At 72.9% G+C, this 25,512-nt stretch carries 27 protein-coding genes; 15 read left to right on the top strand and 12 right to left on the bottom strand.

Features of this window, described 5'->3' with window-relative positions:
• Nucleotides 1–152: 152 nt before the first annotated feature.
• A complete protein-coding gene (locus ACFVS9_RS18480; protein ID WP_389933564.1) occupies nt 153–647 on the bottom strand; it encodes a GNAT family N-acetyltransferase in 495 nt (164 codons plus the stop codon).
• Between the two features lie 122 nt (nt 648–769).
• Nucleotides 770–2,248 (bottom strand): hypothetical protein, encoded by a 1,479-nt coding sequence (locus tag ACFVS9_RS18475; protein ID WP_389933562.1) that lies wholly within the window; start codon nt 2,246–2,248, stop codon nt 770–772.
• A gap of 136 nt (nt 2,249–2,384) precedes the next feature.
• Here ACFVS9_RS18475 and ACFVS9_RS18470 point away from each other — a divergent pair, with 136 nt between their 5' ends.
• On the top strand, nt 2,385–3,524 hold the full coding sequence (locus tag ACFVS9_RS18470; protein WP_389933559.1) for a hypothetical protein: 1,140 nt from the start codon (nt 2,385–2,387) through the stop codon (nt 3,522–3,524).
• 208 nt (nt 3,525–3,732) lie between these two features.
• Nucleotides 3,733–4,500 (top strand): NPP1 family protein, encoded by a 768-nt coding sequence (locus ACFVS9_RS18465; RefSeq protein ID WP_383117631.1) that lies wholly within the window; start codon nt 3,733–3,735, stop codon nt 4,498–4,500.
• A 194-nt stretch (nt 4,501–4,694) separates the two neighbouring features.
• Here the strand turns inward: ACFVS9_RS18465 and ACFVS9_RS18460 are convergent, their stop codons facing one another.
• Nucleotides 4,695–5,117 carry a PPOX class F420-dependent oxidoreductase gene (locus tag ACFVS9_RS18460; protein ID WP_383117632.1) on the bottom strand — a complete coding sequence of 141 codons (423 nt, stop codon included), beginning with the start codon at nt 5,115–5,117 and terminating at the stop codon, nt 4,695–4,697.
• Nucleotides 5,118–5,409: 292 nt separating this feature from the next.
• Between ACFVS9_RS18460 and ACFVS9_RS18455 the strand changes: the two genes are divergently transcribed.
• Nucleotides 5,410–5,676 carry a hypothetical protein gene (locus tag ACFVS9_RS18455; RefSeq protein ID WP_383117633.1) on the top strand — a complete coding sequence of 89 codons (267 nt, stop codon included), beginning with the start codon at nt 5,410–5,412 and terminating at the stop codon, nt 5,674–5,676.
• A gap of 304 nt (nt 5,677–5,980) precedes the next feature.
• Entirely contained in the window at nt 5,981–6,562 is a 582-nt protein-coding gene (locus ACFVS9_RS18450; RefSeq protein ID WP_389933555.1) for a DUF1707 domain-containing protein, read from the top strand.
• A gap of 56 nt (nt 6,563–6,618) precedes the next feature.
• Here ACFVS9_RS18450 and ACFVS9_RS18445 read toward each other — a convergent pair whose 3' ends face one another.
• A complete protein-coding gene (locus ACFVS9_RS18445; RefSeq protein ID WP_383117634.1) occupies nt 6,619–6,999 on the bottom strand; it encodes a MerR family transcriptional regulator in 381 nt (126 codons plus the stop codon).
• Between the two features lie 127 nt (nt 7,000–7,126).
• On the opposite strand from ACFVS9_RS18445, the gene ACFVS9_RS18440 reads away from it, so the two are divergent.
• The 3 genes from ACFVS9_RS18440 to ACFVS9_RS18430 all read left to right on the top strand — a co-directional run bounded on the left by ACFVS9_RS18440 (nt 7,127) and on the right by ACFVS9_RS18430 (nt 9,569).
• Complete coding sequence (locus ACFVS9_RS18440; RefSeq protein ID WP_383117635.1) at nt 7,127–8,200, top strand: alkene reductase; 1,074 nt, start codon at nt 7,127–7,129, stop codon at nt 8,198–8,200.
• A 470-nt stretch (nt 8,201–8,670) separates the two neighbouring features.
• Nucleotides 8,671–8,841 (top strand): hypothetical protein, encoded by a 171-nt coding sequence (locus tag ACFVS9_RS18435; protein WP_383117636.1) that lies wholly within the window; start codon nt 8,671–8,673, stop codon nt 8,839–8,841.
• 221 nt (nt 8,842–9,062) lie between these two features.
• Nucleotides 9,063–9,569, top strand: coding sequence for a GNAT family N-acetyltransferase (locus ACFVS9_RS18430; RefSeq protein ID WP_389933551.1), 507 nt, complete (start codon nt 9,063–9,065; stop codon nt 9,567–9,569).
• A gap of 508 nt (nt 9,570–10,077) precedes the next feature.
• On the opposite strand, the gene ACFVS9_RS18425 is transcribed toward ACFVS9_RS18430, so the two are convergent.
• Nucleotides 10,078–10,977, bottom strand: coding sequence for a TIGR03620 family F420-dependent LLM class oxidoreductase (locus ACFVS9_RS18425; RefSeq protein ID WP_383117638.1), 900 nt, complete (start codon nt 10,975–10,977; stop codon nt 10,078–10,080).
• Between the two features lie 216 nt (nt 10,978–11,193).
• Between ACFVS9_RS18425 and ACFVS9_RS18420 the strand changes: the two genes are divergently transcribed.
• Nucleotides 11,194–12,267 (top strand): glycerophosphodiester phosphodiesterase family protein, encoded by a 1,074-nt coding sequence (locus ACFVS9_RS18420; RefSeq protein WP_389933548.1) that lies wholly within the window; start codon nt 11,194–11,196, stop codon nt 12,265–12,267.
• Between the two features lie 22 nt (nt 12,268–12,289).
• On the opposite strand, the gene ACFVS9_RS18415 is transcribed toward ACFVS9_RS18420, so the two are convergent.
• The 3 genes from ACFVS9_RS18415 to ACFVS9_RS18405 all read right to left on the bottom strand — a co-directional run bounded on the left by ACFVS9_RS18415 (nt 12,290) and on the right by ACFVS9_RS18405 (nt 15,003).
• Nucleotides 12,290–12,946, bottom strand: coding sequence for a methyltransferase domain-containing protein (locus ACFVS9_RS18415; protein WP_389933545.1), 657 nt, complete (start codon nt 12,944–12,946; stop codon nt 12,290–12,292).
• Nucleotides 12,947–13,108: 162 nt separating this feature from the next.
• Complete coding sequence (locus ACFVS9_RS18410; RefSeq protein ID WP_389933542.1) at nt 13,109–14,317, bottom strand: MFS transporter; 1,209 nt, start codon at nt 14,315–14,317, stop codon at nt 13,109–13,111.
• An 83-nt stretch (nt 14,318–14,400) separates the two neighbouring features.
• On the bottom strand, nt 14,401–15,003 hold the full coding sequence (locus tag ACFVS9_RS18405; protein WP_389933539.1) for a hypothetical protein: 603 nt from the start codon (nt 15,001–15,003) through the stop codon (nt 14,401–14,403).
• Nucleotides 15,004–15,692: 689 nt separating this feature from the next.
• On the opposite strand from ACFVS9_RS18405, the gene ACFVS9_RS18400 reads away from it, so the two are divergent.
• On the top strand, nt 15,693–15,896 hold the full coding sequence (locus ACFVS9_RS18400) for a cold-shock protein (RefSeq protein WP_014158060.1): 204 nt from the start codon (nt 15,693–15,695) through the stop codon (nt 15,894–15,896).
• A 344-nt stretch (nt 15,897–16,240) separates the two neighbouring features.
• Nucleotides 16,241–17,563, top strand: coding sequence for a geranylgeranyl reductase family protein (locus tag ACFVS9_RS18395; protein ID WP_383117643.1), 1,323 nt, complete (start codon nt 16,241–16,243; stop codon nt 17,561–17,563).
• An 88-nt stretch (nt 17,564–17,651) separates the two neighbouring features.
• Here ACFVS9_RS18395 and ACFVS9_RS18390 read toward each other — a convergent pair whose 3' ends face one another.
• A complete protein-coding gene (locus tag ACFVS9_RS18390; RefSeq protein WP_383117657.1) occupies nt 17,652–18,098 on the bottom strand; it encodes an Lrp/AsnC family transcriptional regulator in 447 nt (148 codons plus the stop codon).
• A 74-nt stretch (nt 18,099–18,172) separates the two neighbouring features.
• On the opposite strand from ACFVS9_RS18390, the gene ACFVS9_RS18385 reads away from it, so the two are divergent.
• Nucleotides 18,173–18,919, top strand: a complete 747-nt coding sequence (locus ACFVS9_RS18385; protein WP_383117644.1) for an AzlC family ABC transporter permease — start codon at nt 18,173–18,175, stop codon at nt 18,917–18,919.
• Nucleotides 18,912–19,241, top strand: coding sequence for a branched-chain amino acid transporter permease (locus ACFVS9_RS18380; RefSeq protein ID WP_383117645.1), 330 nt, complete (start codon nt 18,912–18,914; stop codon nt 19,239–19,241). The genes ACFVS9_RS18385 and ACFVS9_RS18380 overlap by 8 nt, the downstream gene beginning before the upstream one ends.
• A gap of 10 nt (nt 19,242–19,251) precedes the next feature.
• Here the strand turns inward: ACFVS9_RS18380 and ACFVS9_RS18375 are convergent, their stop codons facing one another.
• The 3 genes from ACFVS9_RS18375 to ACFVS9_RS18365 form a co-directional block, all read right to left on the bottom strand.
• Nucleotides 19,252–20,508, bottom strand: coding sequence for an MFS transporter (locus ACFVS9_RS18375; protein WP_389933534.1), 1,257 nt, complete (start codon nt 20,506–20,508; stop codon nt 19,252–19,254).
• Nucleotides 20,509–20,542: 34 nt separating this feature from the next.
• Nucleotides 20,543–21,136 (bottom strand): ArsR/SmtB family transcription factor, encoded by a 594-nt coding sequence (locus tag ACFVS9_RS18370; protein WP_383117647.1) that lies wholly within the window; start codon nt 21,134–21,136, stop codon nt 20,543–20,545.
• Between the two features lie 125 nt (nt 21,137–21,261).
• On the bottom strand, nt 21,262–22,167 hold the full coding sequence (locus tag ACFVS9_RS18365; RefSeq protein ID WP_389933531.1) for a helix-turn-helix transcriptional regulator: 906 nt from the start codon (nt 22,165–22,167) through the stop codon (nt 21,262–21,264).
• A 789-nt stretch (nt 22,168–22,956) separates the two neighbouring features.
• Between ACFVS9_RS18365 and ACFVS9_RS18360 the strand changes: the two genes are divergently transcribed.
• The 3 genes from ACFVS9_RS18360 (at nt 22,957) to ACFVS9_RS18350 (ending at nt 25,368) form a co-directional block, all read left to right on the top strand.
• Nucleotides 22,957–23,805, top strand: coding sequence for an aldo/keto reductase (locus ACFVS9_RS18360; protein ID WP_383117649.1), 849 nt, complete (start codon nt 22,957–22,959; stop codon nt 23,803–23,805).
• Between the two features lie 91 nt (nt 23,806–23,896).
• On the top strand, nt 23,897–24,268 hold the full coding sequence (locus ACFVS9_RS18355) for a DUF2255 family protein (protein ID WP_389933528.1): 372 nt from the start codon (nt 23,897–23,899) through the stop codon (nt 24,266–24,268).
• Between the two features lie 65 nt (nt 24,269–24,333).
• Nucleotides 24,334–25,368, top strand: a complete 1,035-nt coding sequence (locus tag ACFVS9_RS18350; RefSeq protein WP_383117651.1) for a zinc-binding dehydrogenase — start codon at nt 24,334–24,336, stop codon at nt 25,366–25,368.
• The last annotated feature ends 144 nt before the right edge of the window (nt 25,369–25,512 follow it).

Raw genomic sequence — 25,512 nt, 5'->3', positions numbered from 1 at the left:
TTCCTGTCCTGACGCACCGGCCGTGGGGGGGGCCCCCCGGGGCCCCCCCCCCCGCCGGGGGCGCCCCCCGCCCGCCCCCGGCGGGGCCGGCCCCCCCCCCCGCGCGGGCCCCCCCCCGACGCGTTCCGGCGGACGTGCCCGGCGGAACGTGCTCAGCCGCCCGCCTCCGACAGCTCACGGGTGAAGCGCAGCGCGGGCTTCCCCATCAGGGTGGTCGCGCCCGTCTCCACGAACCCCGTACGCTCCAGGACCGCCCTCGACCCGGTGTTGTCCGACGTCGTCCTGGCCCGGACGACGGTCAGGCCGTACTCGGAGAAGGCCGCCGCGCACACCTCGCGCACCCCGGAAGTGGCCAGTCCACGACCGGCCGCCCGCTCGGCGATCCGGTAGCCGAGTTCGGCCGAGCCTCCGTCGACGTCCACGAGGTTGACACGGCCCAGCACGGCCCCGTCGCCGTCGGCCAGGACGTGGAAGTGGTGCGCCCCCGCCGCCTGCTCCGCGAGCAACTCGGCGTGCCGCGCCTCGAAAGAGGTGAAGTAGTCGTCCCCGCGGTCCGGGACCGAGGCGGCGAAGTACGCGCGGTTCTCCCGCTCGAAGGCGAGGAGAGCCGCAGCGTGGTCGGGACGGAGACGTTGGAGGACGGTCATACGGCGACGATATCCGGGCGCCGCGTCCGTGGTCCCACCGATGGGGCGTCCGGAGCCGGGCTCGCCGCCGGACCGCGGAGGCGCGGTCGAACGGGGAGCCGGCGGCCGGGACCGATCGTGGCTCAGGGCGCGATGCCCACGTTCCCCAGCCGGCTCCACCTCAGCTCCTGGGTCCGGCTCATCGCGGGCCACCGCTCCGCGCCCTCGCGCGGGTTGACCCGGGAGGCGTAGGAGGCGGGGCGGTGATCCGGCCGGAAGAAGCACCCGGTCCCGTACTCGGCGTCGAAGGCGGGGCAGGCGGACGCGACGGAGGCGGGCGTGGGCCTGCGCCCCGTGCGCACCCATCCGGACAGCGCCGAGACCGCGCTGGCGTACTCCGCCCCGCTCAGCCCGCTGTGCTCGCTCTCCTGGGTGAAGGTCTGGACGAGGTGGCGCCTCCGGTGGGCGCCCCTCAGGCTGTCGAGGTACGCGGACTCGTGCTCCACGAAGGCGGTGGGATCGTCGATGGCGTGCAGGGTGAGCACGGGGATGGACACCGAGCCGGTCACATCGCTGTCGTAGGACAGGTCACGCCGCGCCGAGGGGTCGGCGGAGAACCGTTCGACCCCGGCGTTGAGCGCGGCGTCGTCGTGCGAACCGCTGTAGCGCACACGCTGGTTGTCGAAGGGGCTGCGCAGCCCGACACGCCGCACGATGTCGCGGAAGGTGAAGGTGGCGAAGGAGAGGTGCGACGCGAGGGTGCGTTCGGGGATCTTCGTGACCGCGAGGATGTCGTCCAGGTTCCGCTGCTGGAGGGGCGTACGGTCCTCGGGCCGCGAGCCGTACCCCGTGCACTCCTCCAGCCTGGCGCGCAGCCCCGCCGCGGTCATGGCCGAGTCCTCACGGAGCCCCATCCACAAGGGGTAGGACGGTTCGGACGGCCGCGGGTGGTTGCGGCAGTAGTACTGGTAGACGACGCGGAGGTCCACCCGGTAGTCGTAGCCGCGGGAACCGCCCGCGAGGACGCCGTTGGTGAGCAGGGCGCCGTCGTAGGGGGAGCCGGCGCCCGACCCGTACATCTCGATGGTCTTCGCGGCCACGTTCCCGCCCCAGGACTGCCCGTGGATCAGCGTGGTGCGCGGGCGCCCGAACTCCTCGGTGAACAGCCGGCGCAGGTTCTCCGTGTCGGACGCCGCCATCCTGGTGCCGTACCCGCCACGCCGGTAGGAGGATCCCGCCCAGGCGTATCCCTCCTCCACCATGACCGCCCAGCGCTCCAGGTCGTCGGTGCTGCGCCGCGGGTCCGGCTCCGCACCCAGGTCGGGGCCACCGTGGGCGTGCACGACCAGCGTCCCGTTCCACGCGCGGGGAACGGCGACGGCGTAGTGGGCGCCGTGCGAGTCCTGGCCGGTGTAACACGTCGCCTTCGCCGCCAGCTCCGCCGGGCAGGGAGCCGTAGCCGGCGCCCCGGCCGCCGCCGCGGGCTGGGCGGGACCGACGAGGGACGCGGCGAAGACACCCGCCGCGCAGGCCGCCGCCATCGCGGACAGCCTTCCGCGCGAGCGCCGCCTCCTGGTGAATGCGGTCACGGTACTGCCTCCTGGCGTTTCGCTCCGGTGCATGCCGGGCGATGCTAGTCACGTCCCGGCCGCGCGCCAGGGGGCTCGTGCTTTGTGGTCATAGCGTTCACCGGTCCATGATTTCTTCGTACCGGGGTGCGGACGGTGACTTCGCCTCCTCGCAGGCGTTGTACAGGGCGTGCCCTCTTCCTCCCCCAGCTCGCACCCCGCCCCGGCCGCACCGGTGGCGCAGCCGAAACCCTTCCTGCTGACGCCCCATCAGGGAGAAGCCGCCCGTGCGCTCCTGCTCCACGTGAGCTCCCTGCCCCTGAAGGGCGCCGACGCGCGGCTCCTCGCGGTCGTCGTCACCATCCGGGCCGCCCGGAAGGGGGTCGGCAACCTCACGGGCCAGGACGTGCGCTCCCTCCGGCTGACCGACGCCGAGGGCGCGGTCACGGCCCTCGGCGCCCTGGGCTGGCAGGGCCAGGAGGCCCTGCTCGGGGAGGACTTCGTGACTCCGGTCGGGGTCGTCGTGCCGGACCTCGCCGATCCCGCGGGCTCGCGGCTCCCGTTCGGCAAGGTCATGCGCTCCCGGGTGTCCGGCTGGACGGCCCGCACGCTGTCCGCCAAGCCGGTCAGGAAGACCTCGTCGGCCGCGCGGCTCGCCGCGCTGTACCTCGCCGCCCACGGCCCCGCCGACGAGCACGGCACGCTGCCCGCCCACCTGCCGGACGTGTGCGGGGACGCCCTGCCCGAACTGCTCGCCAAGGGGTTCCTGCGGGAGCTGGACGGCGAACGGTACCTGCTGGCCGAAGCCGTACGGCACCTGTCGGGCCTGCGCCCCCCGTCCGACACCCCGCGTGCCGTTCCGGACGGGCCCGAGGCGGAACCGCAGAGCTGGGAGGAGTGGAAGGAGGCGGCGAGCGTGGCCCTGCGGCGTCACGTCGAGGCGGTCGAGGGCTGCGCCGAGTGCTCCCTGTCCACGGCCAGGGTGTCGGAGGCCTTCATGCGCAGGCCGGTTCCCGCCCAGTTCCAGGAGAAGGTGCGCGCGGCGTACGCGGTCTGGGAGGCCAGGTACCCCGACCAGGGGCCCGTGGCCGCCGAGTTCGCCGCCGCGTTCCGTGCGGCCCACGGCCACGGGCCCTCCGTCAAACAGCTCTGCAAGGAGCTCGGCTGGGGGAAGATGTCACGGCACCTGCGGATGCACGTCATCCGCGGGCTGATCGCTGACGGGTGGCTGACCAACACCGATCCGGTGCCGTGGACCCTGCGGCCGGGCCGTGCCGCGCAGGCCGGCGCGGCACCGGTCGCGACCCCCGCCGCCGCACGTCGCGGCTGAACGGGGGCGTGGGGCCCGACGCGTCGTCCCGCCCCGCCGCCTGACGGCACGTCCGCCGGGCCGGCGGGTCCCCGGCCCGTGGGCGCCTCCGGTCCGGGCGGCCGTGGCGGCGCCGAACACGGCACGTCCGCAGGGTTCAAGGTGTTTGGGATGGGCATGCCAGGCGTAGCGCGCGTGCCCCCACTCACGCGCCGACCGGGAGGACACCATGAAGAGCAGCCCAGCCATCCGCAAGGCCGCACTGGTCGTCACCAGCGCGGTCGCGCTGGTCGTCGCCACCGCGGGGAGCGCGTTCGCCGCCCCGCCGGGAGCCCTTCCCGCGCAGGCGGACGCCATGGAGCAGGCGTTCCAGCCGGCGTTCGACTACGACACGGACGGCTGCTACCCCACCCCGGCGATCGGGCCCGACGGAACCATCGCCCCCGGCCTCAACACCACCGGGGCGGTCAACGGCAACTGCCGTGACGCCTCGGACCTGGACAACACCAACGGATACTCCCGTTCCAAGTGCAACAACGGGTGGTGCGCGGTGATCTACGGGCTGTACTTCGAGAAGGACCAGGCGGTGGCCGGCAGCGGGCTCGGCGGGCACCGGCACGACTGGGAGCACGTCGTGGTGTGGATCCAGAACAACGAGGCCCGTTACGTGTCCACCTCCGCCCACGGAAACTTCGACATCTACGCCAGTGACCGGATCCGGTGGGACGGAAGCCACCCCAAGATCGTCTACCACAAGGACGGCATAGGCACCCACTGCTTCCGTCCCGCCAACTCCAACGACGAGCCGCCGGAGAACCACTACCACGACTGGCGGTTCCCCAGCCTCGTCGGCTGGAACGGCTACCCGGCCGGGCTGCGGGACAAGCTGGTGCAGGCGGACTTCGGCAGTGCGGTCTTCGGCCTCAAGGACGGCAACTTCAGCAGCCACCTGGAGAAGGCGCGCCCCGCCGGCGTTCCCTTCGACCCCAACGCCTGACGGAGGGAACCGGTGACCAGGGGGCCCGCTCCGACGCACACCGGTGAGGCGAAGGCCCGTAACGGCGTGCGGCCCGTCGGGCCCTCCTGGATCCCCGTGCACCGTCCCGCACCTGCTCCGCCCTCATCGCGGACGCCACGGCGGCCGGGCGGCCGGTCCGGCCGCCCGGCGCGGTCCTGGCAGGACGGTGAACCTCAGGTCGCCGCCTGGGAACTGTCCCGGAATCCGCCCCAGCCGTGCCAGCGGTCGATCTCGATCCAGGCGTTGACCCGCCCGCGCTCACGGTCCGCGTAGGGCCGGCCGAGGTACTGCTGGGACAGCCGGTCGATGCCCGCGAGCCCCTCGTCGTCGCTCATCTCGACGACCCGCCCGATCAGGGTCACATGGGTGTACCAGTCGGAGGCGTCGAGCACCGTCAGGGTCACCCGGGGGTCGCGGCGGACGTGGTCGAGCCGCTTGCGGCCCTCATCCATGTTGACCAGTACCCGGCCGTCGTCCCAGAGGTACCAGGTGGCCGTGGACACCGGCTGCCCGTCCGACCGGAGGGTGGCGATCACAGCCGGGTTGGGCTTGCGCAGCATGGCGACGGCGCCGTCGGGAAGCGGGGGCTTCGACATGTTCTCTCCTCTGTCTCGTGCGGCCCTCCCCGTGGCGGTGGACCACACCGGTCGATTCAGAGGGCTCGCGCCTCCACGCTGCCACACGGCGCTCGGGGTGGCCGGTACCGGCCCGCGGCGAGCGGCGGCGGGGTCCGGGCGCCGCGCGGGCCCCGGCCGCGGGGCGGGTTGCGCCGGGGGAGCGGGGGCGGGAGCCCGGCCTCGCGGATGAGCGGTTCCAGGGTCCCGCCCCCGTACCGGTGAGCGACCTGCCCGAGCCGTGATTGTCGGTGGTGGCTGTGATGCTGGGGGCATGGACGAACTGATGAGGCGCCGCGTCTACGGCGCCGACCACGACGATCCCGATCCGGGGCCCCGGCCCGGACGCGTGTACGTGGAGCTGGTGGCAGGCCCGCTGGACGGGCTGCTCCTGGACGTGACCGGCTGGCCCGCGGAACGCCTTGCGGCGGGGGCCGCGCTCGGCACGGAGCTCGGCAAGTTCGGTGCCGGAGGAAGCGCCGTGTACGGGCCGGTGGCGGCCGACCCGAAGCGCTGGGCCTGGGAGGCCGACAGCCCCTGACCGGTCCGCCCCGCCGGACGCCGCCCGGCCCGCACGGTGGATGACCTGCGCGGGCGGTGTCCGGCGCCAGGAACCGGGCGGTGGCGCGGTCGCCGCACCCGTCGCCGCCACCCCGGACACCTTCCGCGCCGGGGCGGCCGGCGGTGACGGTCCGGGGTGGTCGCGCCGCGCGTCCGGAGGGCCCGGAGGATCGCCGCAGGCCCGTAACTCCCCCTGTTCAGCGCCGTACCGGTCACCGGAGCGGATCCGGATGGGTGGAGGAATCCAGGAGTGCCGGGCCGTCCGCCTCGATACCATCGGCTCCATGAGCCCCGAGCCCCCGTCACCCGTCCCCCTGCGCGCCTCCGACGCGGACCGCGAAGCGGTGGTGGCGGAGTTGCAGGAGGCGGCGGCCGACGGCCGTATCGACCTCGACGAGCTGGGCGCGCGGCTGGAAGTGGCCCTCGCCGCCAGGACACACGCCGAACTGGCCCCGCTCACCGCGGATCTGCTGCCCGTCCTGCCTCCCGCGCCGCCGTTGCTGCTCAAGGGAGGCATGGCAGGTGCGGTGTGCGCGGGGGGCTGGCGCGTACCCGAGCAGATCAGGGCGTACGGCGGAATGGGCGGCGTCAGGATCGACTTCACGCGGGTCGAGTGCCGGCTGCGGGTGGTCGAGATCGAGGTGGACGGACAGGCGGGCGGGGTCGAGATCGTCGTCCCGGACGGCTGGGTGGTGGAGACGGAACAGGTGGCCCCGGGCCTCGCCGGCCTGCGGGACCGGACAGCGGCCGGGAGGCTTCCGGGCTCGCCCCTGATCCGCCTGACCGGAACCTGCGGGATGGGCGGGGTGACGGTCCGCAATCCCAAGCGCGGCGAACGCCGCAAGCTCCTCCGCGAACGCCGTTGAGCGGGAACCTCGTCTCCCGCTGACGGCGTCCGGCCGGGGTGCCCGCCCGTAGGCCCTCAGCGGGCCACGGCTTCCTCCCGCATCTGTTCCCGGTAGGCGCGGGCCGCGGAGATCAGGGCGTCGAGCGAGTCCCGGGTGACCGTGAGGTCCGTGATGTGCCGGCTGAGCCGGTCCCGCTCCTGCCCCATCCGCTCCAGCGCGGCGTCGGAGTTGTCCCGGCTGGGGGAGTCGACACAGGGCAGCAGCTCGGCGATGGTGCGGCTGGAAAGGCCCGCCGCGTACATCCGCTGGATGAACCTGACCCGGTCGGGCTGGTCGTCCGTGTAATGCCGCTGCCCGCTGCTGCTCCGGGTGCTGGAGAGCAGTCCCTGCTCCTCGTAGTACCGCAGGGACCTGACGCTCACTTCCGTCCGTGACGCGAGCTCTCCGATCCGCATGCACCCTCCTCCTCCTGCGGCATGTGGCACGCACCACATCCCTTGCCCCTGACATCGATGTGAGGTTTTAGCGTACTCGATGTGCCCGGAAACCGGGTGAGAGACCGACATCAGGGATGTTGACGACGTGACGAACCTCTTCCAGGACTACCAGCTCGGTGACCTGACGCTGCCCAACCGGGTGGTGATGGCGCCGATGACCCGGGTCCGCGCCGCGGCGGGTGGCCTCGCCACACCCTCGATGGCCGCCTACTACGCCCAGCGGGCCACGGCCGGGCTCATCGTGAGCGAGGGGGTGCAGCCGAGCCCGATCGGACAGTCCAATCCCGGTACGCCCGGACTGCACACCGAGGAGCAGGTGGCCGCCTGGCGTCCGGTGACGTCGGCGGTGCACACCAACGGGGGCCGGATCTTCGCGCAGATCATGCACGGCGGCCGGGTGTCGCACCCCGACACCACCGGCATGCAGCCGGTCGGCCCCTCCGCCGTTCCCGCCGTGGGTGACGTGTTCACCCCCTCGGGCCCCCAGCCCGCTCCCGTCCCGCGTGCCCTGGAGACCGCCGAGGTGGGTGAGCACGCCCTGGCCTACGCGCACGCGGCCCGGCGGGCCGTCGACGCGGGCTTCGACGGAGTGGAACTGCACGGGGCCAACGGCTATCTGATCTCGCAGTTCCTCTCGTCGAACGCCAATCTGCGCACCGACACCTACGGGGGTTCCGTGGCGAACCGGATCCGGTTCGCCGTGGAGGCCGTCTCGGAGACCGTGCAGGCGGTCGGAGGAGCCCGCACGGGCATACGCCTGTCCCCGGGCGGCGGCTTCTGGGGGGTCGAGGAGACCGACGCCCCCGAGCTCTACGGTGCGCTGCTGAGCGAACTGGCACGGCTGGAGGTGGCCTACGTACATCTCGAGGCCACGGCCGACGAAGAGGTGCTGCTGGGTCTGAGGCGAGCCTGGCCGGGGACCTTGATCATGAACCCGGTGTTCCCCATGGGGCCCAAGCAGACCGGCCGGAGCGAAGCGGACCACTGGCTCGGGCTCGGTGCGGACCTGATCGGTTTCGGCCGCGCGTTCATCGCCAATCCCGACCTCGTGGAGCGGTTGCGTTCCCGGCTGCCGATCGCGCCGGTCGACGAAGCCACGTACTACCAGGGGGGCGACGCCGGCTATCTGACCTATCCGGCCTACCGGTACACGGCCTGAAGGCGTTCCGGCGTCTGACGGTGGGCGGATGTCCTCCCCGTGCGCGGCCCGGTCACCGGCCGTCAGGAAGAGCTCCAGCCGGGGCCCCTCGTGGTCGGTGGACCTCGGGGAGTCGAATCCCGGGACCTCCGCCCCGCTTGCGATCCGCGCGGCGGCCTGCGGCAGTCCGGGAAGGCGTCACGGAGGATCGGCCCCACCTCGTCCTCGTACAGGATCCTGGACAGCTCGATTCCAGGAAGGAAGCCGGCGCCGGAGATCGTCCTGCCCTCACTGTGCGGGACCTGCCCCGTCCCGTGCCGGGGGTATGCGCGGGTGTGCCGGGCCGTCGGCGTTCCACATCGCGGAGGAGTGGTGCCCCGCACCGCCCCTCGTGTGGCCCCGCCGACGGCGGTCCGGTCCCGGCGGTGTCCCGCAGGTCTGACGTGAGCAACAGGGGGCACATGTGTTCCAACGGCGAAAGGAGCCACGTCATGTTGGGAATAGCCGCGGCGGTACTGTTCTTCATCGCCTTTCTGATCAACGCCGCTGACATAGCGACGAACGATGTGTTCGCCTCGACGAACGTCATGCTGATCGGGCTGACTCTGCTGGCCCTGCATGTCGCGGGCATCGGGAACGGTCGGCGGATCGGTCGGCGGTGAGTTCACGCGCCCGGCCGGAACCGCTGCCACGGCATGGTTCCGGCCGGGCCACGGGGACGAGGTGAGCTCCCCGAGCGGAACCCTCGCGCACCGGCAACCCCGCCCGGGTCACAGTGGTGTGGCCGAGCAGCCACGCGGACCCGCGCCGGCGTGTCCCGGGCCGCGCCCACTCCGCCGGCACGCCACGCACCAGCACCTTCGCCGTCGAGGACAATGGCCCCATGCGCATCCGCCCCGTGGACATCGACGAGCTTCCGCTCCTCCAGGACATCGAGCGGGCCGCGGGTCTGTGCTTCCGTGGGATCGGCATGCCCGAGATCGCCGAGGACGAGCCGCTCCCGGTCGGTGAACTGGCTCGCCACCGCCGGAACGGACTCGCGTGGGTGGCGGTCGATCCGGCCGACGTTCCCGTGGCCTACCTGATCGCCGAGCCCGTCGACGGGAACCTCCACGTCGAGCAGGTGTCGGTGCACCCCGACCACGCGCGCCGCGCTGTCGGACGACGACTGCTCAGCCACCTCGCGAAGCACGCCGCGGCCGACGGCATACCCGCGCTCACCCTCACCACGTTCGCTGACGTGCCCTGGAACGCGCCCTACTACGCGCGCTGCGGCTTCCATCTGCTGGACGACCGCCTGCTCGGCCCCGGGCTCCGGGAGATCCGGCGGCAGGAGGCCCTGCGCGGTCTGGACCGATGGCCGAGGGTCTGTATGCGCAGAGACCTGTGACCCGGGTGTCCTGACCCGCCCGCTCCGGCGCGACCCTGCGGCACGGCGGCAATCCGCGTTCGACGCCGACGCCGACGCCGACGCCGACGCCGACGTCATGCCGGGCCCGGGGAACACGGACCGCTCATCGGCTCCGGTGAGTGGTGCCGGCCGTCGCTCCCGACGCCGTGCCCAGCGGTTGGCGGGCCGCACCGTGGCTGTGCCGCGGACCGCCGGTCCGTGAGGTGCCGACCCACCTGGCGGCAGGAGCGCGGCCGTAGCGGAACGGCGCCACGGGCGGGGTAGCAGGGAGCCGGCCGGTGCGTGAGCGCCCGCTTCTCCAGGCGTACCGGCACGTGGCCTCGACGGAGAAGCCCCCTTGTCCGCATGGCTCGCGGAGCATCCGCCCGGCCTGGACGCCCCCGGCCTCGTGGGTGCCATCACCGTCGAGCCGGACGACACCTACCCCACCGGCCGTCCGTACCGGCGCCGTCGGCGCGGCCGCCCGCACGGACCGCCGGGAGCCGGTCTACAGCTCGTCGCCGAACGCGGCGGCCAACTCGCGCCATTCGGCCCTCGGCAGGCCGCCACCGCCCTCCTCGGCGGTGAGGACCTGGAGCGCCACATGGTCGGCTCCGGCGGCGAGGTACTCCCGTGTCCGGGCCTTCACCCGCTCCGCGTCACCCAGGGCGAAGAGCGCGTCGAGCAGACGGGCACTGCCGCCACCGTCGAAGTCGTTCTCCGCGAACCCCAGACGGAGCAGGTTGTCCGTGTAGTTGGGCAGCTTGAGGTACATCGCCAGCATGGTCCGCGCGGTGGTGCGGGCCCGGTCGGCGTCGGTGTCGAGGACCACCGACAGTTCGGGGGCCAGCAGCGCGTCGGGGCCGAGTGCCGCACGTGCCTCAGCCGTGTGTTCGGCGGTGACCAGATAGGGGTGCGCGCCGAGCGCCCGGTCGGTGGCGAGTTTCAGCATCCTGGGACCGAGCGCGGCGAGGACGCGGTGTCCGGAGCCCACCGAGGCCGTCGTGGCGTCGAGTGCGTCGAGGTAGCCGACCATCGCGCTGTACGGCTTCGCGTACTGAGGAACCATCGGGCCGTGGCTGACGCCCAGACCGAGCACCAGCCGTCCCCGTGCGGGTGCGTCGATGGCGTCGACCCGCGCGGCCACCTCCTCGGCGGTGTGGTCCCAGATGCTCAGGATGCCGGTGGCCACGGTGACCGTGCCGGTGGCGGCGACGACCGCGGCGGCGTCCTCGACGGAGGGGCTGCCCCCGATCCACAGCGTGCCGTACTTCAGCTCCTCCAGCTCGGCGGCGGCCTCCGCGATGGCCTCCTTGCCCGCGGCGTCCGTGCGCGACCCGTGCAGGGCGCCGCTCCAGATGCCGACCCGGCCGAACATCGCGTGCTTGTCAGAAGTCCGTGAAGTCATGGTGACGTCAACCGCTCGCCGTGCTCGCTATTCCCGGACCGGCCGGCATTCACCCGAACGGAGCCGGAGGCGCGGTGCGGGCGGGCGTCCTCGGAATTCCTCGCGGGCGATCCGTTCCGCGGACGTTCACGACGTGCTTACCGTGGATCCGCGTGCGGGCCCGGCCCCCGGGGTTGGCTTCGCGGCGTCCCGTTCGACACGACAGACGAGGCGTACATGTCCCTGAGGCACGCAGTCGCCGGCCTGACCCTCCTCTCCCTGCTCGCCGTTCCGGCGACCGCGCGGGCGGCCGTGGTTCCCCACGAGCACCGGCCGGTACGCGCAGCCGCGTTCGATCTGCAGGCCCACCGCGGAGGCCTCGGGCTGACCACGGAGGCGTCACTCGAGGGCTTCGGCAAGGCGATACGCCTGGGCGTCAGCACCCTGGAGCTGGACACCCAGATCACCAGGGACCGGAAGGTCGTGGTGACGCACGACCGGCAGGTCAGCGCCCAGAAGTGCCGGGACACCGGCCCGGTGACGCCCGGCGACCCCGCGTACCCGTACGTCGGCCAGTACATCAAGGACCTGACGCTGGCCCAGATCAGGCGCATGGACTGCGGATACCAGCAGCTGCCCGGATTCCCGGAGCAGGAGCGGATCAAGGGCCACCGCATGGTGGAACTGAAGGACGTCCTCGGCCTGGTGAGGAGCTACGGGGCCGAGCGGGTCAAGCTGAACATCGAGACGAAGGTGGAGGCCGGGGCGCCCGAGCAGACCGCCCCGCGCGAGCTGTTCGTACGCCGCGTCTTCGAGGAGATCCACCGCTCCGGCATCGAGGACCAGGTGACCGTCCAGTCCTTCGACTGGGGGGCGTTGAAGGAGATGCACCGACTCGCGCCGGCCTACCCCCTGGTGGCTCTGACGAACTACGACTTCCTCGAGGTGGGGAAGCCCGGGGCATCCCCCTGGCTCGGAGGGATCGACGCCGACGACTACGGCGGCGACTTCGTGAGGGCCGCCGCGGCCGTTCCCGGCGTCACCGCCCTGTCCCCGAACTACGGCTTCCCGCAGAACGGCACCGTCGCGGATCCCGGCTTCCGGTTCTACCCGGACAGGAAGATGGTCCGCGACGCACACCGGCGGGGGCTGAAGCTCGTCCCCTGGACCTGTGACGACCCCGCCACGATCGAGGCGCTCATGGACCTGGGCGTCGACGGGATCATCACCGACTACCCCGACCGCGTACGGGACATCATGGCCGCTCGTGGCATGCCCCTGCCCGTCTCCTACCCGGCGCCGCGCCACTGACGGACACCGTGAACGGCCGTGCTCAGCCGGTCGTCCCCGCTCGCCTGAGGACGTCGTACCCGACGAACGTGAACATGTTCCGTGCCGGAACCAGGGGCCGGGGCTCGTCCGCCAGGCGGTGCGCTCCGACTCCGAAATCCGCTTCGGGGCCGGACAGCCACAGCCGTTCGAAGCCCTCCGCCTCCAGCCAGCCGCAGATCCGGGGGACCAGGTCCGGCGGCCGGCGGTGCCGGGTCCAGACCAGCGTCCCGCCGCGCCGGCACAACTGGCGGCAGTACGCGGCGACACGTTCGACGTCCTCGTCGGTGATGTTGCCGAGGACACCGCACATCAGGACGAGGTCCGCGGGTGCGATGTCCGCGTAGTGGGTGGTGGAGGAGGCGTCTCCCACGACGACGTCGATGCCGCGCAGACCGGCGGCCCGCGCGTGCTCCCGGGCCGCCGCCGCGTTCCTGGCGTCGAGCTCGACCAGCCGCGCCGTGACGTCGTCACGACGAGGGTGGTCCGGAAGGACGCCCATCAGGTCGTGCCCCTGGCCCGCGCAGACGCTGATCACCCGGACCGGCCCCGGCGGACACGCGTCCAGGGCCAGTCTGATCCGCTCCTGGACCGCGTCGAGCCGCCTGCTCAGGTAGGAGTCCGCGCGGTCGTAATCCCGGTGCCACGTATGCCAGTCCATGCCGCGCACCCTACGAGCGGCCCCCGGCGCGCGCAGCTCGATTTCGGCCGCCATGGCCCCCGGGCCGGGGCCCGTGCTCCCTGCCGCGGGTCGCCCAGGAGGACGGTACGGTGCCGGAGGCTCAGGCCGGTGAGGGGAGTCCGGGGCCATCTCCCGGGCCGCTCAGGGGTGCCGGGACCGCAGTGCTCCGGCGAGCAGGAAGGCGAGCAGTCCGGCGAGCGGCACCACCAGCAGGCCCACCCGGAGACCGGCCGCGTCGGTGACCAGTCCGACGACCGGGGGCGAGGCCAGGAATCCCAGGCGCATGAGCCAGGAGACGACCGCCAGCCCCGTGCCGGGCCTGAGGCCGGGCAGTTCGTCGGCCTCGTGCATGGCCGCGGGTACCAGTGTCGCCACCCCGAAGCCGGCCGCGGCGAAACCGAGGACGGTGCCCGGAACCGTCGGCACCGCCAGGGCCAGGCCCATCCCGGCCGCCGTGACGAGGCCGCCCGCCCGGGCCACGGTGCGCTGGCCGAACCGGTCGACGAGCCGGTCACCCATGACGCGGCCGATGAACTGCGCGCCCACCAGGGCGATGTAGCCGAAGGCGGCCAGTGTCACCGAGGTGTGCAGGGAACCGGACAGGTAGAGCGTCGCCCAGGAACTCCCCGCGTCCTCGACGAGCGTCCCCGCCGTCGCGATGAGTACGAGGGCCGCCAGTACGTACACGGTGCGCCGGCCCGCCACCGTGGGGGCGGCCCGGCGCTCCGCGCCGTCCTCGGCGTCCCGCTCGGGGGCCGGCTCGCCCTCGGGGCCGGACAGGCAGAAGCGCAGGGCGACGCACGCCGCGACGGCGAACACCACGGCCGAGACGGCCAGGTGCCCGCCCGTCGAGAGGCCGAGTGCGATGGCGGCGGCGGCCATGCACCCTCCCGTGACGGCACCGATGGACCAGATCGCGTGGAAGGAGTTGATGATGGAGCGCCCGTAGCGGCGCTGCACCCGCAGGCCGTGGGCGTTCTGAGCGACATCGGTGACGGAGTCCATCGCCCCGGCCAGGAACAGCGCGCCCGCGAAGAGTGCGACGGAATCGGCCAGGCCCGCGGCGAGAATGCCCGCGCCGGTCAGCACGGTGCCCAGCACCGCCGCCCGGGCCGAACCGAGCCGGCGGATGGCCGCTCCGGCCGCCAGGCCGGCCGCGATGGCCCCCGCCGGGAAGGCCGCGACGGCCAGCCCGTAGACGGCGTTGGTCATCTCCAGATCGGCTTTGATCTGCGGATACCGCGGCAGGAGATTGGCGAAGAGGGCGCCGTTGGTGAAGAACAGCACGGCAACGGCCACGCGAGCCTGCCGGTCCGCCTGGACAGGTCGGATCGGTGCGTCAACAGTCATGCGGGAACCCTATAGTTCGAGCGTACGAACGTACACTCCCTGGTGTGGTCCAAGCGGTTCCCGGACCGGCCGCAGCGGGTCCGCTACGTGGCCGGCGTCTCGGCTCCGCCGGTCCTGGCGGCCCTGACGGGGCTGTAGTAGACGGAGCGCCCCTGCTTCGTCCGCTCCAGCAGCCCGTGCGCGACGCCGTGTTCCAGGGTGTTGCGCACGACCGTGACCTGGGGTGTCCGCCGGGGGTGTGCCTCGGTCAGGGCCGCCGACACCTCTGCCGCGGACTTCGGCTCCCTCTGGTCCGCGAGATACCCGGTGACCAGTTCGCGCCACGTCGGCTCGCCGGTTGCCTTGGGGGAAGCGGTCTTCTCGGCGGCGGTCCTCTTCCCGGCCCGGGCCCGGGACTTCGGCCCGTCGCCTCCCTTCTGTGCCGCGGCCCCGCTCCTGGCCCGGCGGGCCGCGGGGACGGACGCGGCCTTGCCGCTCCTGCGCGCCGCCGGCTTCTCGGTTCCGCCCAGCACCGTCTGCATCTTGACCAGGATCTGCTCGCTCTCCTCCAGCTGGATGAGCGCGTCCTGCAGCCGGGCCAGTTCGGCACGCGCCCGCTCCTGCTCGCTCCGGTTCGCCGCGAGGTCATCCGTGATCCTCTGCGCGTAGTCCGCGCTGATGCCGGAAGTGGAAGTATTTTCGGACATGTAGTCCTCGTCCTTCACTCGGTGTGTCTCAAACGGGTATGGCGGTCGATGCTACCGACACCAACGAACGAGGCGCCCGGTAGATACAGATTCGCCGTGAGCAGGGGCCTTCACCGGCGTCCGGGCGCAAGGAGCTGCGAGGGTGCCGCCACAGGGTGTGCGTACGTCCGCGCCGGGGTGACTACGTGGGTATGGCGTGAAGTTGTGCGTCCGCGGATCCGCCCCCGCCCGGCCCGTTCGCCGTCGGAAGCGATCGGACATCCCGGGCGGTGCTCCGGGGCGGCGGCGCTGCGGCGCCCGCCCGTCCGCCTTGCGGTTGACGCGGTGTCACCGCGGGTGCGGGCGACGGCACCCACCCTGACCTGTGGTGATGAAGGTGGCCGGCGGTCTGCGGCCGGACGCCCGACACGCCGTGCCGCGACTCACCCGCTCCCACCACCCGGTGGCCGGTATCCGTGGTTGACGCCCGTGCGGTGCCGTGCGTCGGAGTGAGCCGAGTCCACCGAACGTACACATCCCGTCGTTGCTCTCTGGTGGGGGCCGGTTTCGCCATGTAGCGTCACTGCCAGATGTCGTGGTTCGCCGTACCAGCCCGCGCTTCGGTGCGGGCGTTCTGCTGTGCCGGTACGGACCACGACGCCCCCGGAGCCGCGAGGTGCGGATCCGGATATCAACGGGAAGGCACGAGCATGGCCAGCGGAACCGTCAAGTGGTTCAACGCCGAAAAGGGTTTCGGCTTCATCCAGCAGGACGGCGGCGGGCCGGACGTCTTCGCGCACTACTCCGCCATCAACGCCACCGGCTTCCGTGAGCTCCAGGAAGGCCAGGCCGTCACCTTCGACGTCACCCAGGGCCAGAAGGGCCCGCAGGCGGAGAACATCACGACCGCCTGATCGCAGAGGTCGAGATCGGCCAGGCCCCGGAGAGCACGATTCCGGGGCCTGGCGGCCTGTCCGGGCGGGTACGGACGTGTGGGGCGGGAGACCGGCCGGCACGCCGCGCCCGGGGTGCGGCGCAGGTGCGGCCTTCCCTCCCGGTCACGCACCTGGCGGAGACGGCCGGGTGGCGGGAAGCCCGGGGCGGTGCGCCGCGGTGCCACTCGTCCGTGGGGGTGCTCGGGGCCCGGGCCGGGTATGTGCTTCGTGCGGAGGCCCGGAACCGGGCCTGCTGGACGGGTCGCGAACGCCGGTGTCCCACCGGCGTCTTCCGCCCGCCGCGCTCATCGAGGAGTCAGCACGTGGAGTCAGCCGAGGGTGTGGGTACCGGTGACGACCAGGCGCAGGTGATCGTGGTGGGTGCGGGGCCCGCGGGCTCGGCCGCGGCACTGCATCTGGCGCGGGCCGGAGTGGACGTACTGCTGCTGGAGAAGGGCACCTTCCCCCGGGACAAGGTGTGCGGAGACGGCCTCACCCCGCGAGGCGTGCAGCAACTGATCCGCATGGGTGTGGACATCGACGCACCGGGCTGGATGCGCACCAAGGGCATGCGGTGGGTGTGCGGCGGGCGCCAGGTGCACATCGACTGGCCTCGTTCGGGCAGCCACCCGGACTTCGGCCTCACCCGCTCCCGGCACGACTTCGACGACATCCTGGTCCGGCAGGCCGTGGCCAACGGTGCGCGGCTGCGCCTGGAGACGAAGGCGACGGGCCCCCTGACCGACCGTGCGGGACGCGTCACCGGGGTGAGCGCCGTCGCGGGAGCCGACCGGGAGCCGAGGAACTTCCGCGCCCCCGTGGTGATCGCCGCCGACGGCGCCTCCGCCAGGACCGCGCTGGCCATGGGGCTGGAGCGGGACCCGGGCAAGCCCATGGCCACGGCCGCCCGCCGCTACTACCGCAGCGAGGCCCGCACCCACGACCCCTACCTGGAGCTCTGGGCGGATCTGCGCTGTTCCCGTACCGGTCGTGATCTGCCGGGATACGGATGGATCTTCCCGCTCGGCGACGGCCGTGTGAACGTCGGCCTGGGCGCCCTGCCGCACCGCGGGCACGGGGCGGTCGACCTGCGGGCCACCATGGACCGGTGGCTGGCCAGGATGCCCGCGCACTGGGAACTCCGCGAGCAGAACGCGGACTCGCCCCTGCGCAGCGCCGCGCTGCCCATGGGGTTCAACCGCAGGCCGCAGTACAGCCGCGGGCTGATCCTGGTCGGTGACAGCGGAGGCATGGTCAGCCCGTGGAGCGGTGAGGGGATCGTGCAGGCCATGGAGGCGGGGGAGGTCGCCGCGGAGACGGTCGCTCTCGCCCTGCACCGTCCCGAAGGCCCGGGACGTGAGCAGGCTCTGCACCAGTACGCGAGCGAGGTGAACCGCCGCTGGGGACGCTACTACCGCCTCGGCAACACCGTCGCCGAGCTGGTGTTCGCCCGGTACGGCTACCGGCCGCTCCTGAACCGCCGGGTCATGGCCTCGCCGGCCCTGGTGCGCACGCTCGCCCGCCTGCTGACCCACGGAAGCGACGCACCCTCCGACGACCTGATCGACACCGTGGTGCGCGGCGTCGTGCGGATGGTCCCCGCGTCGGGCCGGCGCGCACGGGGCCTGGAGACGCTTCGCCGGTAGCCCTTCACGGCACCGGTCCAGGAGCGGCCGCCCGGCCCCGTGGCGAGCCGTCCGACGCGCCGGACGCCGTCCCCGCCCGCCCGTGGACTCAGCCGTTCGCCTTGATCGTCTTCATGGTGAGGTGGGATTCGAGGCGCCGGACGGCGGGCAGGCCGCTGAGCTTGCCGGTCACGAAGGCCTCGTAGGCGGCGTGGTCGGTGACGGCGACCCGGAGGAAGTAGTCGGGGCGGCCGTACATGCGCCGGCACTCGACGACCTCGTCGTAGGAGGCCACGGTCGCCTCGAAGGCTTCGAAGCTCCTGCGGTCCTGGGCGTAGATCTCCACGTCGACGAGCACCTCCAGCTGGCGCCCCAGAGCGGCGGGATCGACGGTGGCCCGGTAGCCGGTGATGACCCCGCTCTCCTCCAGGCGCTTGACCCGGCGCAGACAGGGGGGCGGGGTCAAGCCGACCCGCTTCGCCAGGTCCACGTTGGACAGCCGGCCGTCCTCCTGGAGATGAAACAAAATGTCTCGGTCGATGGCATCCAGGTTCATTTCATTGCTCACGGGGCGATCCTACGGGCATAACAGGCAACCAAATAAGGCCATCTCTTTACTAAAATTCTGTCATGGAAAGAAGCCCCGCCGTAGCCGGTCCCGGCCGGCCCCTGCCCGGCCCTCAGCCCCACGAACGGTCGCCGGCGTATGCGGCTCTCCGCGACTGCGCCTCGGTGGGCCTGGGAATGATTCCGCTCGGTCTCGCCTTCGGGGCGCTCGCCGTCCGGTCCGGACTCGACTGGTGGTGGGCGGGTCTGTCCGCCGCACTGGTCTACGGCGGTTCGTTCGAGTTCCTGCTCATCGGCTCGGTCGTCGCGGTGACGCCGCTGGCCTCCATCGCCGTGGCGGCGTTCCTGGTCAACGCCCGGCACGTCTTCTACGCCCTCTCCTTCCCCCTGGACCGCGTGCGGGGCCGACTCGGCAAGACGTACAGCACGTTCGCGCTCACCGACGAGGCCTACGCCCTGACGGCCACCGAGCGGTCCCGCACCTGGTCCGGCCCGCACATCCTCCGGCTCCAGTTCTTCATGCACGTGTACTGGGCCGGCAGCGCCCTCGCCGGCGGTCTGCTCGGCTCCCTCATCCCGCACGGCGTCACGGGTCTGGACTTCGCCCTGACCGCCCTGTTCGCCGTTCTCGCGCTCGACGCCGTCCGCGACCTGCGGGGTGACCTGCCCACCCCCGTGCTCGCCCTCCTCGGAGCCGTGGCCGCCCTGCTCCTCTTCCCCGGGCAGATGCTCCTCGCGGCCTTCGTCCTGTTCACCGCCGGCCTCCTGGTCCGGCACCTCGTCACCCGCAGGAAGGCCACCCGTGTCTGACACCGGCTACGCCGTCGCCGCGATTCTGGTCGCGGCCGCCGTCACCTGGGCCCTGCGCGCCCTGCCCTTCGCCGCCCTCGCCCCGCTCAGGGCCAGCACCACCGTCCACTACCTCAGCACCCGCATGCCCGCCGGTGTCATGGTGATCCTGGTCGTCTACTGCCTGCACGGCACGCCCCTCACCCCGGCACACGTCCTCGCCCCGGCGGCGGCCCTCGCCGTCACCGTCGGCCTGCACCTGTGGCGTCGCAGCGCCCTGCTGAGCATCCTCGGCGGCACCGCGGTCCATGTGGCGCTCGCCAGTACCGTCCTCGCCCGCTGAGGCCCTGCCGTCAGCGCGGCCGGGGGAGTTCCGCGCCCCGCACCTCACGCGAGGCGAGGGCGATGGCCACGCCCAGGCCGCCGAAGGCACCGCAGCCCACGAAGACCGCGGCGCTGCCCCAGGCGCCGACGGCCGCGCCGACCAGCGGGTAGCTGAGCGGGGCGAGACCGACCATGGCCAGCATCATGACGGAGGTGACCCTGCCGAGGTAGGCCGGATCCGTCGCGGTCTGTACCAGAGCGCTGTTCAGGCTTCCGAAGACACCCGCGCACAAACCGGTGACCGCCGCGGTGACCACGGCCGCCCAGAGGGCCGGCACCACCCCGATCACCCCCACCCCCGCGCAGCCCACCAGGAGAGTGCCGACCAGCACCAGGCCGGCCCGGGGGAGCCGGCCGACGACGGTGAGCAGCGCGGCGCTCGCCGCAGCCCCCGCACCGAAGCCGCCGACCACCCAGCCGTATCCGGAAGGCCCCCAGCCGCGCTCCGCGTTGAGGAGCACCATGCCGACGTTGAGGGTGCCGACGAGGCCGAGCTCGTAGACGGCACCCGCCGCGAGCAGTGGGCCGACCAGGCGGTGGCGGCGGATGTAGCGCAGCCCGTCGAGCAGGTCCTGGCGGGCTGTGCCCGCCTCCGGCCGCTCCTCCTCGCCCACCCCGGGAGGACGTATCCGCAGGGTCAGCAGGAACGGCACGGACAGTGCGAAAAGGAGCCCGGCCACGGCGAACGTGCCCGCCGTGCCGCCCAGCCCCATGGCCAGTCCGCCGATCGGCGGGCCCGCGACCTGGCTGAGCCGCATGGACAGGGAGCGCATGCCCGTGACGCGGGCCAGCTGGCCCGGACCGGTGATCCGCGGCGGAAGGGCCCCGATGGCGGGTACGAACATCGCGTCCACGGCGCCGAAGACGAGGGCCACCACGACCAGGATCCACAGGGCCGGCGTGCTCAGCGCGATGCCCGCGGCCACCGCGAGGATGAGGAGACAGCGCAGCGCGTCGCCGGCGAGGATGACCCGGCGGGGGTCGAACCGGTCGGCGACCACGCCCCCGACGAGCATCAGCAGGGCCCGGGGCACCGCCCCCGCGGCCATCACGAGGCCGACCTCGGCCGGTCCGCCCGACTTCTGGGCCGACCAGCCGAGGGCGACGAAGTACACGCTGTCACCGACGAGCGAGGCGGTGTACGCGGTGAGCCACCGCAGCACGTTTCCGTCGCGGTAGGCCGGTGTGTCGCCGTGTTCGGACAGGGCTGTGTCCGTGGTCGTCATGAGGGGCTCCTGCGAGGTCGGGGGAGTCGGCCGGTCAGGCGCGGAACGGGAAGCTGTACAGGTGCAGGGACACGTGCTCCCGGTTCTCCGTGGCGCCGCTCTCCGCGGCGGCCCTGCCGCGCTCCCGCCAGCGCCGGCCCACCGCCTGGAGTTCCTCGCTCATCTCGGCGAGCTCGGCGGGGGTGAGGTCGAGCAGCCACTCGGCGCTGTGCGCGGCGTCGGTCCACTCCTTGCCCCACGCGCTCCGCTGGTCCAGGTAGGCGCGGTACTGGGACACACGGGTGTCGAAGATGCCGCGGGTCACCGCGCCGACGACCGCGGCTCCTTCCGGTGTCTCCGCGAAGTCCGAGTCGCGGAACCCCCAGCCCTCCTCGGACGCCACCTGCCACCACCGCTCGCGGCCGTCGGTGCTCCGCCCGCTCGCCTCGGTCACGAAGCCGTGCTCGGCCAGCTTGCGCAGGTGGTAGCTGACCAGTGACGGGGCCTGGTCGACCTGCTCGGCGAGCTGGGACGCGGTCGCGCTCCGAGCGGCGTACAGCAGGCGGTACAGCTGCATCCGCAGCGGGTTGGTGAACGCCTTCAGCCGGGACAGGTCGGTGATCTGATCGGTTTCGCGCTGGGGTCGCATGCGCTCACCCTAGATGTGAAGGATTATTTGCGCAACGAATCTTTCACAGTTGCCCCGGGGGAGGCCCGCGCCGGTGCCCGGCTTGTGCGGTGCTCAGCTCCGGTGCGCCGCCGCGCTCCGCGGGATCACGTCCGGTGGCCGGAGGTCCGCGGCCCCGTGTGCGAGGCGGTCATGTCGAGCAGCAGCATGGCGTCGTGGTCGGGCGTCCCCGGTTCGGCCGTGTAGACGCCCATGCGCTGGCCGGGTGTGCCTTCGAGCCGCATCCCCTGGAAGCCGAGAGTGATCTTCCCGACCTGGGGGTGCTGGAAGCTCTTCGTGGCGTAGGTGCGCCCGGTGACCTCGTACCGCTCCCACAGCCCCGCGAAGTCGGGGCTCTTGAGGAGCAGCTCACCGACGAGCCGGGTGAGATCGGGGGCATCGGGGTCGGTACCGGCCAGCGCGCGGAGCCGGGCGACACAGCCGCGGATCTGGTTGTCCCAGTCGGTGAAGACCTCCCGGGCGGCGGGGTGGAGGAAGAGGTAGCGGGCGAGGTTGCGCTGCCGGGCCGGCCATTCGTCGATCCCGGCGTAGAGCGCGAGGCCGCCCGGGTTGTGGGCCAGGACGTCCATGCTGCGGCTGACGACGTAGGCGGGGCTGGGCCGTACCGCCTCCAGGATCAGCGCCAGCTGAGGGCGCAGCGTACGGCTCGGAGCGAGCGCGGCCTCTCCGGCCGGGCGAAGCCCGGAACGCGTCAGGGCGGCCCGGGCGGCGAGGTCGCGCAGGTGCTGGTGCTCCGCGTCGTCGAGCCGGAGGGCACGGGCGAGCGCGTCGACCACCGCGGGGCTGGGACGGGTCTCCTTGCCGCGTTCCATCCGGGTGTAGTAGTCGATGCTGACCCCGGCGAGGGTGGCCAGCTCCTCGCGGCGCAGGCCGGGGGTGCGGCGCACGCCGGGCCCGGGGGTCAGGCCGACGCTCCGGGGGCTCGTCCCGGTGCGGCGGGCGCGCAGGAACCGCCCCAGCTCTTCGCCGCTGCTGTGCTGCTCAGGTGCCATGCCACCAGTGTCTCCCCGCCCCCGCCGTGACACGCCCGGCCAGGGGGGCCCTGTCACACCCCCGCCGGCCGGTCCCCCGCACGTCCCGGCCTGGCTGTCCTCGGCATACGGCCGCAGGCTGGAAGGGCGCGGGCCGAAGGACACCGGTGCGCGCGGCCCGGCAGGGGCCGAGGAGGAGAGGTGACGAGCGATGCGGTACATCGAGCCGGGCGGCCCGGACGTCTCGTGGGTCCGCCCGGGGGCGACGGGGATGCCGCACGGCCGCACCGACTCCGGGACCGGCCAGGCGGAGTCCGTCCGGACCCCGCACCGCGCCGTGGAGCCGGACGTCACCCTGATCGACACGGCGGAGGCCCACGGCCCCCGCACCGACGACGAACTCGACGGCGGGGCCCCGAAGGGACGCCGCGACCAGGCGGAGCCGGCGACGGCCTCGCCGAGGGCGCTTCCGGCATGGCGCTCCGCGCTTCACCGGCGAACACCTCCGTCGCCCCCCGCGCGTCGCCGGCCGCGGTCCAGGCCCTTGCGGAGGAAGCCGGCGCGACCGCGGCGCGGGCCGCCCCGGCGTGGCCGCTCGCCCGGGGTGACCACATCGGCCCCGTCCCGGGCGCCGAGCGGGTCGGCCGGGTCGGAGGGAACACCGCGGCCGACCGGATCAGGCCGACCGCCGAGCAGATCGAGCCCCTGGACAGGCTGCCCGGCGCGGCCGGCGAGACCCGTCCGGAGTCACGCGGCAGACGCCCGAACGCTGACACCCGCCCCACGGACACCGAACGTAAGGAAGCCCCCATGCGGACCGTCACCCTCAACAACGGCGTAGCGATGCCGATCCTCGGCTTCGGCGTCTACCAGATCCCGCCCGAGCAGACCGAACAGGCCGTCGGCGACGCCCTCGCCACCGGCTACCGCTCCCTCGACACAGCGGCCGCCTACGGGAACGAGGAGGCCGTGGGCCGCGCCATCAGGAACAGCGGCGTCCCGCGCCAGGACCTCTTCGTCACCACCAAGCTCTGGGTCTCCGACGCCGGTGAGGACAAGGCCAGGCGCGCCTTCGACACCTCGCTGCGCAAACTCGGCCTGGACTCGCTCGACCTGTACCTGATCCACCAGCCCTACGGCGACGTGTACGGCTCCTGGCGTGCCATGGAGAGGCTGCACGGGGAAGGCCTCGTGCGGGCCATCGGGGTCTCGAACTTCCACGCCGACCGGCTCGTGGACCTCATCGACCACAACGAGGTCACGCCCGCGGTCAACCAGATCGAGACCCACCCCTTCCACCAGCGCACGGCCGACCAGGACGTGATGCGCGAGCGAGGCGTCCAGATCGAGTCGTGGGGCCCGTTCGCCGAGGGCCGCAACAACCTCTTCACCCACCCGGTACTCACCCGGATCGCCGCCGCGCACGGCAGGTCCGTGGCGCAGGTCGTCCTGCGCTGGCTCATCCAGCGCGATGTCGTCGTCATCCCCAAGTCGGTGCGTGTCGAGCGCATGGCGGAGAACATCCAGGTCTTCGACTTCGCGCTCACCGACGGTCAGATGGCGGACATCGCCGCCCTGGACACCGGGTCGTCGCAGTTCTTCGACCACCGCGACCCGGCCATCGTGGGCCGGCTCGGCAAAGCCCCTCTGAACGCCTGAACGCCTCAACGCCTGAGCGCCCGGCGCCCGGGTGCCGTCGTCGGCCCGGTGGCGGCCCTCCGCCCCCGCCCGCTGTCCGGAAGGAAAGACCATGAAGACCTGGAACGGCTCCGACCTGGAGCAGATCGGCGGCGCCGAGGAACTGGCCCTGCGGTCCGAACGCGGCGACGGCAGCCTCCGCGACCCGGTGACCATGTGGGTGGTGCGCGCCGGCGACCAGCTCTACGTCCGCTCGGTCAAAGGCACCGACGGTCCCTGGTACCGCGGGACGCGATCCCGTCACCAGGGCCGCGTCGAAGCCGGCGGCGTACGGCAGGAGGTGGCCTTCCGTGAGGCGGACCCCGGTGTGTACACGCGGGTGGACGCCGCCTACCGCGACAAGTACGGGCGCTACCCCGACATCGTCCAGCACGTCCTGACCGACCGGGCCCGCGCATCGACCCTCCGGCTGGAACCGCGCTGACGCGCGGGTCCGCACACCGCTGACGACACCACCGCCACCCCTTCACCGACCGAGGAGTTCCACCCGTGCGAGCCACCCTGCTGTACGCCGCCGACGACGTGCGCGTCGAGAACGTCGCCGACCCCAGGATCCAGAACCCCACCGACGCGATCGTACGGATCGTGCTGTCCTGCGTCTGCGGCAGCGACCTGTGGCCCTACAAGTCGCTGCCGCCCACCGACCGGCCCCGCCACATGGGACACGAGTTCCTCGGAGTCGTGGAGGAGACGGGCTCCGACGTACGGGGGTTCGAGCGCGGCGACGTCGTCGTGGCGCCGTTCGTCTACTCCGACAACACCTGCGTGTACTGCCGGGAGGGACTCCAGACCTCCTGCGTGCACGGCGGACCGTGGGGCGTGGACGGGGTCGACGGCGGCCAGGGGGAGGCGGCCAGGATCCCGTACGCCGACGGCACCCTGGTCCGACTGCCGGTGGGGGAGGACTCCGCACTGCTGCCGGACCTGCTCACCCTCTCCGACGTCCTGTGCACCGGCTACCACGCGGCCCGCACCGCCGGCGTCCGACGCGGCGACAGCGTCACCGTCGTCGGCGACGGCGCCGTGGGCCTGGCAGCCGTGATCTCGGCCCGGCTCCGGGGCGCCGACCGGATCATCCTGATGGGCCGGCACACCCGGCGCACCGACCTGGGGCGCGAATTCGGCGCCACCGACGTGGTGGCCGAGCGCGGGGAGGAGGGCGTCGCCCGGGTCCACGACCTGACCGGCGGCGAGGGCACCCACAAGGTCCTCGAATGCGTGGGCCTCCAGGACGCGCTGGTCCAGAGTTTCGGTGTGGTCCGTGCCGGCGGCACCATCAGCCGCGTCGGCGCGCCCCAGTTCACCGACGTGCCCTTCGGCTTCGGCGACTTCCTGCGCAACATCACCCTCACCGGCGGGGTCGCCCCCGCGCGCGCCTACATCGAGGAGCTGATGCCCCACATCCTCGACGGCTCGATCACGCCCGGCCGCGTCTTCGACCGCACGCTCGGCCTGGAGGACATCGCCGAGGGCTACCGGGCGATGAACGACCGCGAGGCGCTGAAGGTCCTGATCACCCCGTGACGACGGGATCGCACGCCCGGCCGGGGCGGATCGCCCCGTGACGCCGGGACCGCACGCCCGGCCGGGGCGGATCACCCCGTGACGACGGGACCGCACGCCCGGCCGGGGGCGGATCACTGCCGCGCACCCGGTCCGGGACACACG

The organism is Streptomyces sp. NPDC058008 (genome assembly GCF_042886395.1).
Classification (GTDB): Bacteria; Actinomycetota; Actinomycetes; order Streptomycetales; family Streptomycetaceae; genus Streptomyces.
This window is presented reverse-complemented; position numbering and strand designations above follow the sequence as displayed.